This window comes from Streptomyces sp. NPDC107454, assembly GCF_055582885.1.
Genome location: NZ_JBVJPA010000012.1, coordinates 259844 through 277178, shown reverse-complemented (window position 1 = coordinate 277178; position 17335 = coordinate 259844). Strand labels below are relative to the sequence as shown.

At 70.8% G+C, this 17335-nt stretch carries 15 protein-coding genes; 1 reads left to right on the top strand and 14 read right to left on the bottom strand.

Going from position 1 to position 17335, the window contains the following annotated elements; translation table 11 throughout:
- Position 1: 1 nt before the first annotated feature.
- From ACZ69M_RS30470 to ACZ69M_RS30415, 12 genes are all read right to left on the bottom strand, one after another.
- Entirely contained in the window at positions 2-1159 is a 1158-nt protein-coding gene (locus tag ACZ69M_RS30470) for a pectinesterase family protein (RefSeq protein ID WP_470054799.1), read from the bottom strand.
- 214 nt (positions 1160-1373) lie between these two features.
- Entirely contained in the window at positions 1374-2708 is a 1335-nt protein-coding gene (locus tag ACZ69M_RS30465; RefSeq protein WP_470054797.1) for a pectate lyase family protein, read from the bottom strand.
- A 40-nt stretch (positions 2709-2748) separates the two neighbouring features.
- A complete protein-coding gene (locus ACZ69M_RS30460; protein ID WP_470054795.1) occupies positions 2749-3540 on the bottom strand; it encodes a rhamnogalacturonan acetylesterase in 792 nt (263 codons plus the stop codon).
- Between the two features lie 143 nt (positions 3541-3683).
- Positions 3684-5021, bottom strand: a complete 1338-nt coding sequence (locus tag ACZ69M_RS30455) for an ABC transporter substrate-binding protein (protein ID WP_470054793.1) — start codon at positions 5019-5021, stop codon at positions 3684-3686.
- A gap of 45 nt (positions 5022-5066) precedes the next feature.
- Positions 5067-6641, bottom strand: coding sequence for a glycoside hydrolase family 43 protein (locus ACZ69M_RS30450; RefSeq protein ID WP_470054791.1), 1575 nt, complete (start codon positions 6639-6641; stop codon positions 5067-5069).
- Positions 6641-7495, bottom strand: coding sequence for a DUF6807 domain-containing protein (locus tag ACZ69M_RS30445; RefSeq protein ID WP_470054789.1), 855 nt, complete (start codon positions 7493-7495; stop codon positions 6641-6643). Before ACZ69M_RS30445 ends, ACZ69M_RS30450 begins: the two co-directional genes overlap by 1 nt.
- Positions 7492-8697, bottom strand: a complete 1206-nt coding sequence (locus tag ACZ69M_RS30440) for a Gfo/Idh/MocA family protein (protein WP_470054787.1) — start codon at positions 8695-8697, stop codon at positions 7492-7494. The genes ACZ69M_RS30445 and ACZ69M_RS30440 overlap by 4 nt, the downstream gene beginning before the upstream one ends.
- Complete coding sequence (locus ACZ69M_RS30435; RefSeq protein ID WP_470054785.1) at positions 8694-9596, bottom strand: carbohydrate ABC transporter permease; 903 nt, start codon at positions 9594-9596, stop codon at positions 8694-8696. The genes ACZ69M_RS30440 and ACZ69M_RS30435 overlap by 4 nt, the downstream gene beginning before the upstream one ends.
- A complete protein-coding gene (locus tag ACZ69M_RS30430; RefSeq protein ID WP_075026190.1) occupies positions 9593-10528 on the bottom strand; it encodes a carbohydrate ABC transporter permease in 936 nt (311 codons plus the stop codon). Before ACZ69M_RS30430 ends, ACZ69M_RS30435 begins: the two co-directional genes overlap by 4 nt.
- Before the next feature lie 162 nt (positions 10529-10690).
- Positions 10691-12442 carry an L-arabinonate dehydratase gene (gene araD, locus ACZ69M_RS30425; protein WP_470054782.1) on the bottom strand — a complete coding sequence of 584 codons (1752 nt, stop codon included), beginning with the start codon at positions 12440-12442 and terminating at the stop codon, positions 10691-10693.
- Positions 12439-13347 carry a dihydrodipicolinate synthase family protein gene (locus ACZ69M_RS30420; RefSeq protein ID WP_470054780.1) on the bottom strand — a complete coding sequence of 303 codons (909 nt, stop codon included), beginning with the start codon at positions 13345-13347 and terminating at the stop codon, positions 12439-12441. Before ACZ69M_RS30420 ends, araD begins: the two co-directional genes overlap by 4 nt.
- Complete coding sequence (locus ACZ69M_RS30415) at positions 13344-14000, bottom strand: GntR family transcriptional regulator (protein ID WP_099940729.1); 657 nt, start codon at positions 13998-14000, stop codon at positions 13344-13346. Before ACZ69M_RS30415 ends, ACZ69M_RS30420 begins: the two co-directional genes overlap by 4 nt.
- 450 nt (positions 14001-14450) lie before the next feature.
- Between ACZ69M_RS30415 and ACZ69M_RS30410 the strand changes: the two genes are divergently transcribed.
- Positions 14451-15011, top strand: coding sequence for an MFS transporter (locus ACZ69M_RS30410; RefSeq protein ID WP_470054778.1), 561 nt, complete (start codon positions 14451-14453; stop codon positions 15009-15011).
- On the opposite strand, the gene ACZ69M_RS30405 is transcribed toward ACZ69M_RS30410, so the two are convergent.
- Both ACZ69M_RS30405 and ACZ69M_RS30400 read right to left on the bottom strand, forming a co-directional pair.
- Positions 14945-16117 (bottom strand): hypothetical protein, encoded by a 1173-nt coding sequence (locus ACZ69M_RS30405; RefSeq protein ID WP_470054776.1) that lies wholly within the window; start codon positions 16115-16117, stop codon positions 14945-14947. The genes ACZ69M_RS30410 and ACZ69M_RS30405 overlap by 67 nt on opposite strands.
- Positions 16114-17133 (bottom strand): 5-dehydro-4-deoxyglucarate dehydratase, encoded by a 1020-nt coding sequence (locus tag ACZ69M_RS30400; protein ID WP_470054774.1) that lies wholly within the window; start codon positions 17131-17133, stop codon positions 16114-16116. The genes ACZ69M_RS30405 and ACZ69M_RS30400 overlap by 4 nt, the downstream gene beginning before the upstream one ends.
- Positions 17134-17335: the final 202 nt, after the last annotated feature.

Below are 17335 nucleotides of genomic sequence, written 5' to 3'. Positions count from 1 at the left end.
CTCAGCACCCCTTCCACGGTGTCCAGTCGCCGAGATACGCCTCCCGGGTCGCCGACTCGGCCTCGTTGGGGCTCAGTTGGGGACGGTTCTGCGGAACGCTGATCACCGCGCCCGGCCCCGTGTTCCGGTACTCGGCGAAGCGCTGGCTCTGCCACGGGTAGGCGTCCGCCATGTTGGTGTAGGGCGCGACAGCGTCGATCCCGGCGGCCAGGCGGGTGTCGCGGACGGTCAGCATGGGCCGGGCGGTGGTGTCCGAGCCGGGCACCCAGGGACGGGCGAGCTTGTAGTACGCGTCCGGGGCCTCGCTGCTGACACGGCCGTGGGTGACCAGGTAGCCGCGCGGGTTGGCGAGCGCGGTGGAGGGGGCGAAGACGAAGCCGTACGGGGCGGTCGCCAGGTCCGTGCGGTTCAGGGCGCGGAAGTGGCAGCGCTCGAAGACGGCGGTCGCCCGGCCGAAGACGAAGTCCACGTCACCTTCGACGTAACAGTCGCGGTAGTACTGGCGGGCGAAGGCGCCGAGCGCGATCGAGTCGGCGTACAGCGTGTCCTGGTGGCCCAGGAACCGGCACCCCACGAAGGCCGAGCGGTCGCCCTGCACCTTGACGGCGACCGCCTGGGTGCCGGTGATCTCGGGGTGGTCGGCGCGCAGGAAGTCGTTGGCGAAGGTGATCGAGCGGGCGGTGAACCCGTCGGCCTGCACGGTGGTGGTGGCCGATCCGGTGGTCCCGTAGGTGCCGCCGCCGGGCTTCGGGGTGCCGTTGGCGTTGTCGTACACGACGACGACATCACGGGGGTCCCCGGAGGCGCCGATCCACGTCATCTCCGTACGGGCGACGCTGACGGCGACGGTCTCCCGGTACGTTCCCGGTGCGATGACCAGGGTGTATCCGGCCCCGCTCGCGGCGGTCACGGCGGCCTGGACGGTGGTGTGGTCGCCGAGGCCGCCGGGATGGACGTACAGGGTCCGTTCGGTGAGCCGGGCGGACGGCGAACCGTAGCGCCCGAAGGGGGAATTCTCCTGGGGTCGCGCCTGGGCCCGCGCGGGTGTCGCGAGGCCGAGCGCGAGAGCGGCTCCGACACTGGCGACGAGGAAGGTTCTCCGGTCGGGGACCGCAGGGCCGGGTGTGGTGGTGCCGGGTGTGGTGGTGCGGGAGAGCATGGCGATGCTCCTTCGCTGTGCCGCGAGGCTCAGAGGCCTCGCGGGCTCTGCGGGAGGGACGAGGGGCCGGAGCGGCACGCCCTGGATGACGGGCGGTGCGGAGCCGCTCCGGCCTGACCGGGAGGGCTGGAACGAACGGAGCCGGTTCGACCGGATCAGCCGGTCGGCCGGATGAGTTGGTCGGCCGGATGAGTTGGTCGGCCGGATCAGCCGGTCAGCAGATCTTTCCGGCGCCCGCCTCGTGGTCCACGATCCGCGGCACCGCCCTGGGCGAGTCGACCTTCGTGCGCAGGGTCGGCGTCCATCCGGCCCCGGACCGCAGCGTCTCCTCCGGGATCTCCGCGTTGTGCACGGCGATCAGATCGGTTGCCGCCCCGTTGACGTAGTTGTCCGCGGCGGTGAGCGGCGCCTCCTTCCACTTCTTCAGGACGGTCGCCGCGCTGACCCCGGCGGGCAGCGTGAACGCGTTGTGCTCGGCGACGAGTTGGGACTCCATGCCGATGCCGTAGCTGTAGGAGTAGCCGTCGCCCGCGACGAAGTGGTTGTTGTACGAGTCGACCTGGCCGAAGCGGACGCGCGGCGCGCGCTCGACGAGGTTCGAGAACAGGTTGTGGTGGAAGGTGACCTTGAGGTGGCCCCGGTCGACCGCCGCGGTGGACGCGCTGTCGCTGTTGCCGATGAGGATCGTCTTGTCGTGGTCGGCGAAGACGTTCCAGGAAGCGGTCACGTAGTCCGCGCCCTTGACGATGTCCAGCTCGCCGTCGTGCTGCTCGAAGATCCGGCCGAAGTACGTGGGCAGCGTGCTGTCGGGGTGGTCCCCGTCGGTGAAGGTGTTGTGGTCCAGCCAGACGTGCGTGGAGCCGTACACCACCGCGCTGTCGTACTCGGAGTTCCAGTTGCCGACGGAGGTGTCGGTCGGGTCCCACTGCGGGAAGCAGTCGAGCGGGCTCTCGAAGGTGAGGTTGCGGACGATGACGTTGTCCACGGCCTTGATCTGGAGGCTGGCGCCCTTGAACCCCGCGCCCTTGCCGAGGCCGACGAGGGTGGTGTTGGCGGGGATCTCCGCCTTGATGACGGTGTCCTGGTTGGCGGCGGAGGCGCGGCGCAGGCCTTCGGGGCTGTCGTCGGGCTCGGCATCCAGGTTGGTGCCGTATCCCCAGTTCTCCGGCGAGTACTTCTGCAGATAGGCGTCGAAGTCGTAGCCCGGCGCGGCGAAGGAGTCGCAGCCCTCGGCGTTGGCGTCGATCGTGCCCTTCACCTGGATGATCTTCGGGGCGGTGCCGCCGTTCTTCAGCGCGGCCTTGAACTCGGCCCAGGTGGTAACGGTGTACACGTGCGCGGCGTCGGCCGCCGCACCACCGGAGGTCCCCGTGCCGTACGAGCCCCAGCCGTCACCGGCGGCGAGGGTCTGTCGGCCGAGGTCGCCCGACCGGGCCTGGGCCTGGGCTGTGGTGCCGGTGACGGCGAGGGCCAGGGCGGTGCAACCGACCAGCAGGGCCGTCGTCACCGGCGCTGCTGTGACATGGGCATGCCATCTCTGTGTGTTCACTGTGCGGCTCTCCTTCTGGCGGAGGTGCTGTGGAAGGGGGTTACGCGGCCGCGTCCGGCCAGGTGATCCAGGACTCGGGGACTTCCTCGTCCAGCCGGCGCACGTCCCGGTGTGCCAGCACCCGGCGGTGCAGCAGCTCGGCCGCGACGAGACGGGCCACGGCGATCGCACCCGGCGGGTTGAAGTGGGTGTTGTCCTGCTCGGTCGCGGTCCAGTTGAAGTACTTCTTGGTCTCCTCGACGCCGAGCCGCTGCCACAGGGCGATCGACAGGGCCTGGATGTCGAGCAGCGCCACGCGCTCCTCCTCGGCGAGGGCACGCATCGCCGCCGGGTAGTCGCCGTGGGTCGGCACGGCGTTGCCGTCCGAGTCGAACTTTCTGCGCTCCACGGGGGTGGCGAGCACCGGCCGCGCGCCACGGGCCCGCGCCCCGTCGATGTACTGCCTCAGATAGTCCTGGTACGTCGTCCAGGGCTCGGTGTAGCGCGTGGGGTCGGCGCCCTTCTCGTCGTTGTGGGCGAACTGGACGAGCAGGAGGTCGCCGGGCCGGATCGCGGAGAGGATGACGTCGAGCCGCCCCTCGTCGACGAAACTCTTCGAACTCCGTCCGTTCACGGCGTGGTTGGCGACGGTCAGCCCCTTCCCGAGAAAGAAGGGGAGCGCCATTCCCCACCCCGTCTCGGGGGCTTCGTCCGTGTACTTCTGGGCGGCGGTGGAGTCACCGGCGACATAGAGGGTGCGACGGTCGGCGGCCCGCGCGGTGCCGTTCGCCGTGAAGGCGAGGGGAACGGCGGCGAGCGCCGCCGAGGTGATCTGTCTGCGGGTGAGGGACACAGAGGTGTGCCTTTCAAGCGGAGGGCGGACCCGCGCCCCGTCTTCAGGGGCGCGGGGAACTGCGCGACCAGCCACGCCCGGCCCGCGGTCGCCACACAACCTCGAAGACCACGAACCGACCGCACCCGGCCCGACCAGCGGAGCTAGTGGTTCGCCTTCCAGTCCGCCTGCGCCTTGTTCAACTGCTCGGCCAGCGTGTCCAGGAACTGCTTCGCGCTCATCTTCCCGAGCAGCAGCTTCTGGAAGTTCGGCTCGTTGTCGGACTTGGAGATCGTGTTCCAGTCGGGCAGGTAGTACGGCAGCTGCACGATCTTGGTGCCGGCCCCGTTCAGCGCCTCCGCGGCCAGCTTGGTGGGCTCGGCCTTCTGGATCCACGCGTCCTTCGCCGCGTCGGTGTTCGCCGGGACCTGTCCCGCCGACTCGTTGAACTTGGAGTTCTCCGCCGCCGAGAGGGCGAACTCGATGAACTTCCAGCCGGCCGCCTTGTTCTTGCTGGACTTGAACAGGCTCATCCCGTCGACCGGGTTGGACACCTGCACACGTGTGCCGTCGTCCTGCGTCGGGTTCGGGATGCCGCGGAACTTCTCCGCACCCAGCGCCTTCACGTGGTCCTGGTAGGAGCCGAGGTTGTGGCTGAGCATGCCGATGGTGCCGCTGTCCCACTGGGCGACCATCTTGGTGAAGTCGTTGTTGACGTCGGCGGACGGGGTGTCCTTCTTGTACAGGGCGATGTACTTCTCGAGGGCCGCGACGTTCTTCGGGTCGTTGACGGTGGTCTTGTCACCGTTCCAGAACGAGGTGATGCCGGTCTGGCCGTACACCGCGTCGAGGGCCGGCGCGATGGCGCCCTCGCCGCCCCGGATGGTGAAGCCGAACTTGTTCTTGCCCTTGTCGGTGAGCTTGTCGGCGGCGTCGTAGAACTTCGACCAGGTGGTCGGGGCGTCCACTCCCGCCGCCTTGAACAGGTCCGTCCGGTACCACAGCGTGCCGTTGTTGGCGGAGGTCGGCACCTGGTACAGGGCGTCACCGCCGCCCGCGGACCGGCTGACGTCGAGCAGGTTCTGGCTCAGCTTGCCGTCCAGCGAGCTCCCCTTGAGCCGGCTGTCCAGCGGCTCCAGCGCTCCCTGGACGGCGACCTCGGCGAGCATCGCGGTGCCCACGCCGCCGACGTCGGGCAGGCCGCCGCCCTGGATGGCGGTGTCGTACTTCGACTGGGCGCTCGCCGCCGGGATGCCGACGTACTTGACCTTGATGTCCGGGTACTTCTTCTCGAAGTCCGCGATGATCTGCTTCCAGATGTCGGTGCGGACACCGCCGTTGTTGTCCCAGAAGGTGATCTCGCCCTTGCCGGAGCCCTCGGTGCCCTTGTCGCCCGCCGCTCCGCTGCCGTTGTCGCCGCAGGCGGTGGCGGTGAGCGCGAGCACGGAGCCCAGGGCGACGACCGTCGCGGCACGCCCGGTTCTGTGGATGTTGATCTTCATTGATCGGCTCTCTTCTTCTGGATCCAACGGGGTTGTGGGGTCTTGTCAGCGGAGGGAACTGGTGATGCGGAACTGCGTGAACGAGGCCGTGCCGGCGTGTCCCCCGCCGACGGGCGCGAGTGCGAAAAGTCCGAGCAGGGCGCCGACCCAGCGCCAGGGGGTGGCGGCGAAGACCTGGCCGGAGGGCTGCCGGCCGCCCCCGACGTCGTAGGAGAACCGGCAGCGCGCCCCCGCCCCGCTCTCGATCCACAGCCGGGCCCGCCCCTCGGGCGCCTCTCGCGGATGCGCGGCGTCGCGCTCCCGCTCGGCGACCGACTCGGCGAACCGGTGCACGAGCCGCACCGACCCGTCCGCCTCCCGCTGGAGCCCGATCCAGCTGAAGGCGTCGCCGAGCACCGCGAGTCCCGCCCGCGCCCCCGGCTCCTCGCTGTCGAGACGCAGCTCCACCTCCACGGTGGCGGGGGTGCCGGGCAACCGCTGGGTGAGGACGTTCGGGAGTCTGCGCAGGTCGTGCGCGTCCACCGTCCGTACGCAGCTCAGCCGCAGCCCGTCCCCCGAGTGCTGGGCGGCCCAGCCGTCATGGGGGTCCCCCCTGCTCGAGCGGAGCCGAGAACTTGGGGGAGGGTTGGCGGTCCACTGCCACTGCGGTCCGAACCGGCCGCCGGGGAAGTCGTCGTCGGTGGCGGGCGCGGAGGGCGGCTGCGGCGGCAGTCGCGGCTTGCGGTGTACGGCGACGGGGACACCCTTGTCACCGATCACCGGCCAGCTGTCGTCGCCCCAGCGCATCGGCTGGAGGTGGACGACACGCCCGTAGGGCCCGCGTTGCTGGAAGTGCGCGAACCAGTCCTCGCCGGCCCCGGTGCGCACCCAGCCGCCCTGGTGGGGGCCGTTGACCTCGGTGTCCCCCTGTTCCAGCACCACCCGCTCCTCGTACGGGCCGAAGAAGCCGCGCGAGCGGAAGGCGCCCTGCCAGCCGGTCTCCACTCCCCCGGCGGGTGCGAAGATCCAGAACCAGCCGTCGTGCCGGTAGGCCTTGGGCCCTTCGAGGGTGAACCAGCCCGGGATCCGGTCCGCGTCGATGATCACCTTGCCCTCGTCGAGGAGTCCGGTGCCGTCGGGGCGCATACGGTGGCCGGTGAGCCGGTTCTTCACGCCCGCGCGGGACTTGGCCCAGGCGTGCACGAGATAGGCCTCGCCGGTCTCCTCGTCCCACAGCGGGCAGGCGTCGATGAGTCCCTTGCCCTCCTTGACCAGGTGCGGCCGGGTCCAGGGACCGCGGATCTCCGGGGCGTTGACCTGGAAGATGCCGTGGTCGGGGTCGCCCCAGAAGATCCAGAAGCGGTCGTCGTGGTGCCGCAGGGACGGCGCCCACACCCCGCAGTCGTGCCGGGGCTTCCTGAAGTCCCCCGCGGGTTCGAGGAGTTGGAGGGCGTGTCCGACGAGCGTCCAGTTGACCAGGTCGCGGGAGTGCAGGAGCGGCAGGCCGGGCACGCGGCCGAAGCTGGAGGCGGTGAGGTAGAAGTCGTCGCCCACGCACAGGAGGTCGGGGTCGGACCAGTCGGCGTCGAGGACGGGGTTGCGGTAGGTGCCGTCGCCGAGGTCGGCGGAGATCAGCGCCATCAGGGGCTCACCGCCTTCCGTACCAGCGCCGCGGCCTCGCTGCTGCCGAGGGTGCCGTCCGCGACGACGGTGACGACCCGGCGTACGACCGTCTCCCCGGCCGGTATCGGCAGCCGTTCGGTGTGCGCGAGGGAGGATCCGACGCCCGGGTACTCGGCGGTGCGCACGAACCACGGGTCGCGGCGGGTCGCCGCGGTGGCCCCGGCGAAGACGAGGGTCCAGCCCGCGCCCACGAGGGCGAGCCAGTCGGCGGGGGCCCCGTGGACCGCCTCCTCGCCCTCGGTGTCGGCGGTGAAGACACGCGGCGCCCGCGCTTCCTTGCGGGCCCGCCAGAAGAAGCCGCCGTAGGCCGCTCCGGGCCGCCCGTTGGTGGCCGGGCTGCCGATCGACAGGGGGTGCGTGGTCGTGTTCGTCAGGGAGAAGGTGAAGTCCAACGCCCAGGCGGAGTCGGTGAGTTCGGTGGCGGCGACCGTGCGGCGCTCGCGCAGCAGCTCGCCGCCCGCGGCCACCCAGCGCAGCTCCTCCACGAAGCCGTCGGGGTCGCGCAGCTGGAATCCGGAGTGCCGCTGGGCGCCGTGGTTGGCCAGCTCGGTGGGTCCCTGGTCGCGGACGTAGGTGCGGCCGCCCCAGAAGTTGTGCCCCTCGACGTCGGGAACGGCGACACCGACGCCGAGGTGGTGGGTGTGGTCGGCGGGGCTGAGCTCGGTGACAGCCGTGCCGGCCAGGGTGGTGACCGGGTGGAGGTAGGGGCGCGGCGAGAACCGGGGCGCGAGTTCGGGCCGGGTGACGTACCGGCCGACCGGGCGGCCCGCGACGCGCAGGACGAGCGAGTCGGTGCTCTGCGTGTGGTTCATGGGGTGCTGACCTCGCTTCCCACCTTGTTCGCGGCCTGGTTCGGCCGGGCCCAGGAGGCGCCGAGCTCGGAGTAGAGGGCGAGGGTGTCGGCGGCGGCCGCGACGAGTCCGTCGATGCCGGGCACGACCCTGCGGTTCTCCTCGGGGAGCGGCTTCCAGGCGTCGGCGGGCAGTGCGAGCGGGTCCGGCGCCTGCCGGATCGCTTCCACCACCTTCATGAAGGCACCCGTCGTATCCGGCGCGACCAGGAGTTCGGCGCCCTCCGTCAGATGCGCGACCAGGTTCTCCAGCAGGTCCGTACGGCCGTACTCGATCTCCTCGGGGCCGTGCCCCGACCGCTGCACCAGTACGCGGTCCTGCTTGTACCAGAAGGTGATCCGGCCGCTGGTGCCGTGCACCAGGACGTACGGTTCGCCGGGCCGCTCGGCGCAGAGCGTGGCGGCGACGGTGACCCGGCCCCGCGGGGTGGTGATCCGTACGCAGGACGTGTCGTCCGACTCGATGTCGTTGGCGTGCAGCAGCTCGGTCTCGATCGCGGTGACGTCCTCTGCGCGGGTGGACCCGCCCAGCGCGAGGGCGGTGGCGACGGCGTGCGCGAGGGGGTTGGTGAGCGCCCCGTCGATCACGTCCACGCCGTTCAGACGGCGCTTGCCCGCCCACGGCGCCCGCCGGTAGTACGCCTCGTCGCGTGCCCAGGCGCCCGCCCCGCCGATCCCGGCCACCTGGCCGATCACACCCTGCGCGATCAGCTTCCGGATCGCGGGCACGGCGTGCGAGCCGAGCGACTGGAAGCCGATCTGGCAGACGACCCCGGCCGCGGCGACCCCGTCGGCCATCCGGCGGAACTCCGCGTACGACGGCGCGGGCGGCTTCTCCAGGAGCAGGTGTACGCCCTTGCCCGCGGCGATCAGCGCCAGGTCGGTGTGGGTGGGGATGGGCGTGCAGATCACGGCGATCGCGGCGCCGGTGGAGTCGAGGAGGGCGCCGAAGTCGGCCGACTGCTCGACGGTCTGCCCGTTCAGTTCCTCCGCGTCGAGCGGGGTCAGCTCGCAGATGCCCGCCAGCCGCAGAAGCCCCTTGTCCTGGAGCCGGCGGATGTTCTCCAGGTGCCAGCGGCCGTGGCCGCGCGCACCCGCGAGAACGACGGGCAGCGGCAGCTGTCCGGTGAGCGTGCTCGACGGGAATTGCTCGACGGGCCTCATCCCTTCACCGCCCCCGCGCTGAACCCGGTGATCAGCCACTTCTGGATGAAGGCGAAGACGATGACGACGGGGACGGCCGCGATGATGCCGCCCGCGGCGAGCGCGCCCAGGTCGACGCTGTCGGAGCTCATCAGCGTGTTGAGTCCGACGGGGATGGTCTGCTTGCTCTGGTCGCTGAGGAACATCAGGGCGAACAGGAAGTGGTTCCAGGCGTGCACGAAGGCGAAGGAGCCGACAGCGATCAGCCCGGGCCGCAGCAGGGGCAGGACGACGATCCGGAAGGCGGTGAAGCGGTCGCAGCCGTCGACCCAGGCGGCCTCTTCGAGCGAGTACGGGACGTTCCTGATAAACCCGCTGATGAGGATCATCGACAGCGGCAGCTGGAAGACCGTCTCGGCGATGATGACGCTGCCCAGCGAGTTGATCATCTGGAGCTTGGCGAAGATCTGGAAGAGCGGGACGAGGAGCAGCGCGCCCGGCACGAACTGGGAGCAGAGCAGCGCCAGCATGAAGCCGCGCTTGATCCTGAAGTCGAAGCGGGCCAGGGCGTAGCCGCCGGCGAGGGCGACGAGGGTCGTCATCACCAGGGTGGCGACGGCGATGAGCACGCTGTTCTGGAAGTAGGTCCCGAAGCTGCGGTCGTTCCACACCTTGTCGAAGTGGTCGAAGGTCATGGGCCACGGCACGAGCGAGGTCGAGCCGGCCGGGCGGAGCGCGAAGAGCAGGATCCAGTAGAAGGGGATCAGGGTGAAGAGGAGGTAGAGGGAGAGCGGGAGGTAGATGTGCCAGCGCGGGACCTCGTCCCAGGCGCGGCGCTTCTTTCGCGGGCGCTGCCGGGGCTCCTCGGCGGGCGGGGCGGGCGCCGTGGGGGCGCTGATCGTGGCGTCCTCGGTGATCACTTGTCCCCGCCTCCGAACTTGCTCAGCCGCAGATAGACGACCGAACAGAACAGCAGAATCACGAACGCGACCGTGGTGAGGGCGGACGCGTAGCCGAAGTTGTGGGCGTCGACGCTGGTGTTGGCGATGTAGAGCGGGAGGGTCGTCGTCTCGCCCGCGGGACCACCGCCCGTCAGCGTGTAGAGCAGGTCGACGTTGTTGAACTCCCACACCGCGCGCAGCAGCGTGGACAGGATGATCGCGTCCTTCAGGTGCGGCAGCGTGATGTGCAGGAACTGCTTGAAGCGGCTGGCGCCGTCGACCTCGGCGGCCTCGTACAGGTCCTTGGAGACGGACTGGAGGTCGGCGAGGATCAGGATCGCGAAGAAGGGGACACCGCGCCACAGGTCCGCGACCACGGCCGCCGGGAAGACGGTGGAGGTGTCCGACAGCCAGCTGGTGCCGTACTGTCCGATGCCCGCGTCGGCCAGGTAACGGGTGATGCCGGTCTGGGAGTTGTAGAGCAGCACCCAGATCGCGGAGGTCAGCACTCCGGAGACGGCCCAGGGCGAGAAGACCAGCGCGCGGCCGACGGCCCGTCCCACGAAGGTCTGGTTGACGATCAGCGCGAGCGCGAGCCCGAAGAGCAGTTGCAGGCCGACCTCGACGAAGACCCACTTGGCGCTGAAGGTGAGTGTGTCCCAGAACTGGGGGTCGCTGGTGAAGGCGTGGGTGAAGTTGTCGAAGCCCGCGAAGCCGTTGCGCCACGGTTTGGTGGGGTTGTAGTTCTGCAGGCTGTAGTAGAAGACGCTGATGACCGGGTAGGCGATGAAGCCCAGCATCAGCAGGCCCGCCGGGGCGATCAGCAGATACGGGAGCTTGCGGGGCGTCGCCGAGCCGCGGCGCCGCCGGGGTGGCGCGGGCTGTTTCGCCACGACTGCGGCTTGGGCCATGACTGTTCTCCGTTCTGGCGGGTGCCGTGGAACGCTTGCTGTACGACAGGAAGCGCTTGCTACGTACACATGGGTGAAGCGCTTGCTGTTTGCTGATCACTGCTTGCTGTTCGCGATGTCGATCAGGTGAGACTCAAAGAGGGGCGGCCCTCGGGGGCATGCTCAGCCCGCGTACGGGTCCGGCACCTTCCCCGGCCGCGCCAGGAACGCGAAGTCGCAGCCGGTGTCCGCCTGGGTGATCTGCTCGTTGTAGAGCGCCCCGTACCCGCGCTCGTACCGTTCGGGCGGCGCCGTCCACTGGGCCCTGCGCCGCTCCAACTCCGCGTCGTCCACATTGAGCTGGAGCGACCGTGCCTCGACGTCGAGGGTGATCGTGTCCCCGGTGCGCACCAGGGCGAGCGGTCCGCCGACGTGCGACTCGGGCGCCACGTGCAGCACACAGGCGCCGTAACTCGTGCCGCTCATCCGGGCGTCGGAGATCCGCAGCATGTCCCGTACCCCCTGCTTCAGCAGATGGTCGGGGATGGGCAGCATCCCGTACTCCGGCATGCCGGGACCGCCCTTGGGCCCGGAGCCCCGCAGCACCAGCACGCTGTCGGCCGTGATGCCGAGCGAGGGGTCGTTGATGGTCCGCTGCATGGTCTTGTAGTCGTCGAAGACGACCGCGGGACCGGTGTGCTTGAGCAGCTGCGGCTCGGCGGCGATGTGCTTGATGACCGCGCCGTCGGGGCAGAGGTTGCCACGCAGTACGGCGACTCCGCCCTCGGCCGCGACCGGGTTGTGCCGGGTGCGGATGACGTCGTCGTCGTGCACCCGGGCGCCGGCCAGCTGCTCGCGCATGCTGTCGTACGACACCGTCGGCCGGTCCAGGTGCAGCAGATCGGTGATCCGCGACAGGAACCCGGGCAGACCGCCGGCGAAGTGGAAGTCCTCCATGAGGTACTTCTGGCCGCCGGGCCGGACGTTCGCGAGCACCGGCACGGTCCGCGCGATCCGGTCGAAGTCGTCGAGCGTGAGGGTGACGCCCGCCCGGCCCGCCATGGCGATCAGATGGATCACGGCGTTGGTGGAGCCGCCGAGCCCGAGGACGGTCGTCACCGCGTCCTCGAACGCGTCCGCGGTGAGGATGTCGGACAGCTTCCGGTCCCGGCGGACGAGTTCGACGATCCTGAGGCCCGCCGCGGCCGCCATCCGGTCGTGCCCGGAGTCGACGGCGGGGATGCTGGACGCGCCGGGCACGGTCACCCCGAGCGCCTCGGCGGCGGCTGTCAGCGTGGACGCCGTACCCATGGTCATGCAGTGGCCCGGAGACCGCGCGAGCCCGCTCTCCAGCTCGGTCATCTCGCAGTCGCCGATGAGTCCGGCGCGCTTGTCGTCCCAGTACTTCCACATGTCGGTGCCGGAGCCGAGGACCTCGCTCCGCCAGTGACCGGGCAGCATGGGCCCGGCGGGCACGAAGACGGCCGGCAGGTCGACGGACGCGGCGCCCATGAGCAGGGCGGGCGTGGACTTGTCGCAGCCGCCCATCAGCACCGCGCCGTCGACGGGATACGAGCGCAGCAGTTCCTCGGTCTCCATCGCCAGCAGGTTGCGGTAGAGCATCGGGGTCGGCTTCTGGAAGGTCTCGCTGAGGGTGGAGACCGGGAACTCGAGCGGGAAGCCCCCGGCCTGCCACACGCCCCGCTTCACGGCCTGCGCGCGGTCGCGCAGATGGACGTGACAGGGGTTGATGTCGGACCAGGTGTTCAGGATCGCGATGACCGGCTTGCCGAGGTGCTCCTCGGGAAGGTAGCCGAGCTGGCGGGTGCGGGCCCGGTGGCTGAAGGAGCGCAGACCCGACGAGACGCCGCTGCCGTACCACTGATGGCTCCGGAGCTCCTCGGGGCGCTTCGGCTCCCTTCCGCCCTGGCTCATATGGACCACCCCGCGGCGATGGCGGCGACTTCCGCGCGCTCGGACTCGGGCAGTTCCCTGCTCGGCGGGCGGACCTCGCGGCGGCACAGGCCGAGCGAGGCGAGGGCCTCCTTGACCACGGTGACGTTGTTGGCGGAGGTGTTCGCCGCGCGCAGCTCCTCGAAGCGGCGGATCTGCTCCCAGACCTTCATGGCGGCCGGGTAGTCACCGGCTCGAAGGGCTTCGATCATGTTCAGGGAGACGGCCGGGGCGACGTTCACGAGGCCCGAGGTGAAGCCCGTGGCACCGGCCGAGAAGTAGGACGGGGCGTACGGTTCGGCGAGGCCCGCGACCCACACGAACCGGTCAAGCCCCGCGTCCCGGGCGAAGGCGGCGAAGCGGGCCGCGTCCGGGACGGCGTACTTCACGCCGATCACGTTCGGGCAGACGTCGGCGAGGTCGGCGAGCCGGGCGCCGGGCAGCACCGGGTTGCGGATGTAGGGCACGACGCCCAGCTCCGGCACGGCCTCGGCGATGGCCCGGTGGTAGTCGACCCAGCCGCCCTCCGAGACGTAGGGGTGCACGGGCTGATGGACCATCACCATCTGCGCCCCGAGCTCCCGGGCGTGCCGGGCGGAGGCGACGGCGGTCGGCACGTCGTGTCCGACGCCGACCAGGACGGCGGCGCGGTCGCCGACCTCGTCGATCGTCAACTCGTTGACGAGGTTCCGCTCTTCGGGGGTCAGGGCGTAGAACTCACCGGTGTTGCCGTTCGGCGTGAGGGTGCGGATGCCGCCGTCGAGCAGCCGACGCAGCAGGGCCCGGTGGGTGTCGCCGTCGATCGTCCCGTCCTCCGTGAAGGGGGTCACGGGGATCGCCACGACCTCGGCGAGCGCCGCCCGCTGGGTCTCGTACGTCGCTGTCATTCCTGTCCAACCTCTTCCTGGGTCTCGGGGAAGGCCCGTCGCACGAACGACTCGATGTGGGCGTGCAGCGCGCGGGCCGCGCCGTCGGCGTCACCGTCCAGGGCGAGGCGCAGGATCTCCCGGTGCTCGCTGGCCTCGCGCTCCCAGGACGGGTCGGCGGCCCAGGCGACCGCCGACACGAGAGCGGCCTGGTCACGCACTTCGTCGAGCATCCGGCCGAGCAGCGGGTTGCCGCAGGAGACGTACAGGGCGCGGTGGAACTCCCGGTTGGAGAGCGAGCGTTCGGCGGTGTCGGAGGCGTCGTCGGCGCGGGTCAGCGCGTCGCGTGCGGCGTCGAGCGACGCCTGGCGCCGTACGGTCCGCCGCAGCGCCTCCGGCTCCAGCAGCAGCCGCACGTCGTACACCTCGCGCGCCATGTCCGCGTCCACCATGCGTACCGTGACGCCCTTGTACTGGTTCATCACGACGAGTCCGGTACCGGCCAGGGTCTTGAGGGCCTCGCGCACGGGCGTCTTCGACACCCCGAACTGCGCGGCGAGCTCGGTCTCGACCAGGGCCTGTCCCGGGGTCAACTGCCCGGTGAGGATGCGGTGTTTGATCCCCTCCAGCACGAATTGCGTGCGGGACGGGATCGGAATGGGCACAGAGGTCATGCGCGCCTCTCGGATCTGTATCTGATCTCGTGTATCGCGTCTCATATATGACGTACGAAGTACGACGCGTTGAAGGTAGGAGCGCAGCCATGTTTCGTCAACGCTTCAGACAAAAGAAGTTGAAGCGACCAAGGAGGTCCGGGCCGCCGGGCGTTCCGTGCGCGGTGTTCGCTTTCGCGATGCCGGTCGGTGTCCGCCCCGCAGAAGAGCGCGAAAACCCTCTCCTCACACCTGGCCGGCGGCCCGTTTGCACTCGGCCCACGGGCCGCACGCCTCGATGTCGTGCCCGATCAGATCGCACACCGCGCTTCAGGGATCCGTATGCCTCTGCAACCCGGCGAAGGTGCCGGACATCCCCGTTCCGGCACCCCGCTTCGGCGGGACCCGTGGTCGCAGGAGAGGCCGGGCCAGGGCCTGTCGTTTGGATCAGGTCGCTTCGGGCGACGGGGCTTGATCAGACCCCGCGGCCCAGGCCTGATCCGAACGACAGACCCCGTCGGCCTCCTCCACGTCGCCCAGGGCGTCGGCTCGGTGCTGATCGGCCTGGTCGCGGGTCCCCTGCTGCGCCGACTGGGCGAGCGCCGCTTCGCCGCGTACGGCATCGCCCTCACGGCGGTCGCGGTCGCGCTCCGCGCGGTCCCGTCCGACACGGTGGCCCTGGTCTGCGGCGCGGCGATCGGCTTCGGCCTCCCCCGCGTCCTGATCGCCGCGTACACGGCCGTCCAGCGCGAGACTCCGGCCCCGCTCCCCGGCCGCGCCTCCGCCACCGCGAACACCCTGATGTACGCCCCGAACGCGCTCGGGGCGGCCGTCGGCGCGGGCCTGATCGAACTGGTCGACTACCGGCCCCTGCTCCTCGCCCTCGGGCTGACCCGCCTCCTGACCCTGCCCCCGATCCTGCGACGCCGGACGACCCGAGGCTCACAGGGTTCCGGGATCCGGACTCAGGCCGGCCCCGTCAGCACCGCCCGCACGGCGTCCAGATCCCCGTCCGAAGCCAACCCCGCGTGATACAGCCGCAGTTCGGTCGCGCCCGCCGAAGCCGCCCCCGCCGCGTCGTCCGCCAAGGTGCCCGGACTGCCTCCCATCCCCGACACGACCGTGAAGTTGGCGGCCAGTACGGCCGCGTCCCGCCCCTGTTGCGCGAACGGCGTCAGCGGGCCCACCCCACCCGTGCACGGCACCACCACCCCGTCCGCCACGGACAGAATGTGCCCGGGATCGACCCCGGCGTTCGCCCCGCAGTGGTACGACACGGGATCGGCGTGCAGCAACACCTGGAAGCCGGCCGGCGCCGCCGCCCGCACCGCCGCGACCACCGTCTCCTGGAGCGAACGGGCCACGCCCTCACGCCACACGCGCGTGGCGGCCGCCGTCTCACCCCCGAGCAGCTTCTCGACCACCGGCCAGCCGCCCTCCGACGGCACGTCCCCCCGCCACACCGGCTCCAGCGCCTCCCGGACGGCCGACGCCAGGTCGTCCGCGTCGAGCCCGTATCCCCCGTACCCGGCCCGGCAGGCCGCGCAGAAGCACAGCGACATCAGGTACTGGCCTGCGTCCCCGAGTCCCACCCCGCCGATCTTGTCGTGCGCGTGCAGATGCGTGAGGCCGTACCAGCCGAGCGACTCCAGTTCCGTACCCAGCGCCCCAGGCCGCACCGCCGCCTCCACCGCGAGGTCGACGAGGTACGCCCGTGTGTCGGCCTGCGCGATGCACGGCGCCCACGCATAGCGGTCCCCGTAGGCGTTGACGACGGAGGTGGACGGATGCTCGGCACCCATCCGCGAGTTGTGCGCGAGGACCACCCAGGTGTGGACGTCCAGCCCGGCCTCCGCGAGCGCGCCGGCCGCCTCCCCGTACGCGTCCCCGGGCGCCCACTCCCCGGCGGCGTACGGCCGCAGCGCGCGGCCCTCCCACCGTGCGTCGTCGACGGGGAACAGGACGGCGGCGTGCGCGGCCGTCACGATCCGGTGGCGGGGGTGGCGGGGGGTCAGGGCGCGCGTGGAGTGGTACGCGGAGGCGAGCGTCGCCTGTCGCACCCCGAGCCCGGCGATCCGCTCGGCGGCCCCCGGATCCCCGACGACGTCCCACGGATAGACGAAAGCGGACGCCTTCACTCGCCCTCCCCCAGCCGTCCTTCTCCGCCAGGCCCCTCGAGCGCTCCGTCCGGTCCCTCAAGCGCTCCCTCAGGTCCCTCGGGCGGCTCCAGCAGCGCGTACCCCCGATCGATCAGCTGCGCGAGCTGCTTCACATGGTCCTCGGTCGGCTCGTGCAGCGGCGGCCGTACCTCACCCACGTCCAGCCCCCGCAGCCGCACCCCCGCCTTGACCAGGGAGACCGCGTATCCGCGGCCGTGGGCCCGCAGGTCGACGAAGGGGCGGTAGAAGCCGTCAAGCAGCCGGTTCGCCGTCTCGTCGTCGCCCGCGTTGAACGCCGCGTAGAACGCCAGGGCGATCTCGGGTGCGAAGCAGAAGACCGCCGACGAGTACAGCGTGATGCCGATGCCCCGGTACGCGAGCCCCGTCAGCTCGGCGGTCGGCAGCCCGTTGAAGTACAGGAAGTCACCGGGGACCTCGCTGCGCACGGCGCTCACGATCCGCTGCATCAGGTCGAGGTCGCCCACCCCGTCCTTGAAGCCGATGATCCCTTCGGTGCGGGCGAGTTCGACCACGGTCTCGGGCGTGAACACGGCGTTGTCGCGCTGGTAGACCACGATGTCCAGCGAGGTGGCGGCGGCGAGTTCCCGGTAGTGCCGCAGGAGCCCCTCCTGCCCCGCCACCACCAGATACGGCGGCATCGCGAGCAGCCCGTCGGCCCCGGCCTCCTCGGCGAGGCGTGCGAACCGTACGGCGAGCGCGGTCCCGTACCCGGCGCCCGCGACGACCGGAACCCGCCCGGCCGTCTCCTCCACGGCCGCCCGCACGCAGTCCTGGAACTCCTCGGGCGTGAGCGCGTGGAACTCCCCGGTGCCGCAGCAGGCGAAGACGGCGGCGGCACCCGCCTCGACGCCGCGCCGCACATGCGCGCGGTAGGTGTCCAGATCGAGGGCACCGTCGGGGCCGTACGCCGTGACGGGGAAGAACAGCGGCCCGCTGGGGACGCTGAGCCGAGCGGCAAGGGGGGCTGACGTCACGGACTCTCCCTGGGGCAGGTGCTCACGCACACAACAGCGGGTGCATGTTTCTGATCCATGTCCATATTTCTGAACGCCACCACGCTAAAGCGCGACCTTGGGGCCGGTCAAGCGCGCAAACCCGCGACACAGCAGCGGATTCGCCACCGCCGCGCGACACTTGACGCAGCAGGTCGGGGCTCCTTAGCGTGTCCATGGATGT

Coding starts and splice junctions, on each gene's coding strand:
- ACZ69M_RS30470 (WP_470054799.1), bottom strand. CDS start 1,159: ATGCTCTCCCGCACCACCACACCCGGCACCACCACACCCGGCCCTGCG.
- ACZ69M_RS30455 (WP_470054793.1), bottom strand. CDS start 5,021: ATGAAGATCAACATCCACAGAACCGGGCGTGCCGCGACGGTCGTCGCC.
- ACZ69M_RS30450 (WP_470054791.1), bottom strand. CDS start 6,641: ATGGCGCTGATCTCCGCCGACCTCGGCGACGGCACCTACCGCAACCCC.
- ACZ69M_RS30445 (WP_470054789.1), bottom strand. CDS start 7,495: ATGAACCACACGCAGAGCACCGACTCGCTCGTCCTGCGCGTCGCGGGC.
- ACZ69M_RS30440 (WP_470054787.1), bottom strand. CDS start 8,697: ATGAGGCCCGTCGAGCAATTCCCGTCGAGCACGCTCACCGGACAGCTG.
- ACZ69M_RS30430 (WP_075026190.1), bottom strand. CDS start 10,528: ATGGCCCAAGCCGCAGTCGTGGCGAAACAGCCCGCGCCACCCCGGCGG.
- araD (WP_470054782.1), bottom strand. CDS start 12,442: ATGAGCCAGGGCGGAAGGGAGCCGAAGCGCCCCGAGGAGCTCCGGAGC.
- ACZ69M_RS30420 (WP_470054780.1), bottom strand. CDS start 13,347: ATGACAGCGACGTACGAGACCCAGCGGGCGGCGCTCGCCGAGGTCGTG.
- ACZ69M_RS30415 (WP_099940729.1), bottom strand. CDS start 14,000: ATGACCTCTGTGCCCATTCCGATCCCGTCCCGCACGCAATTCGTGCTG.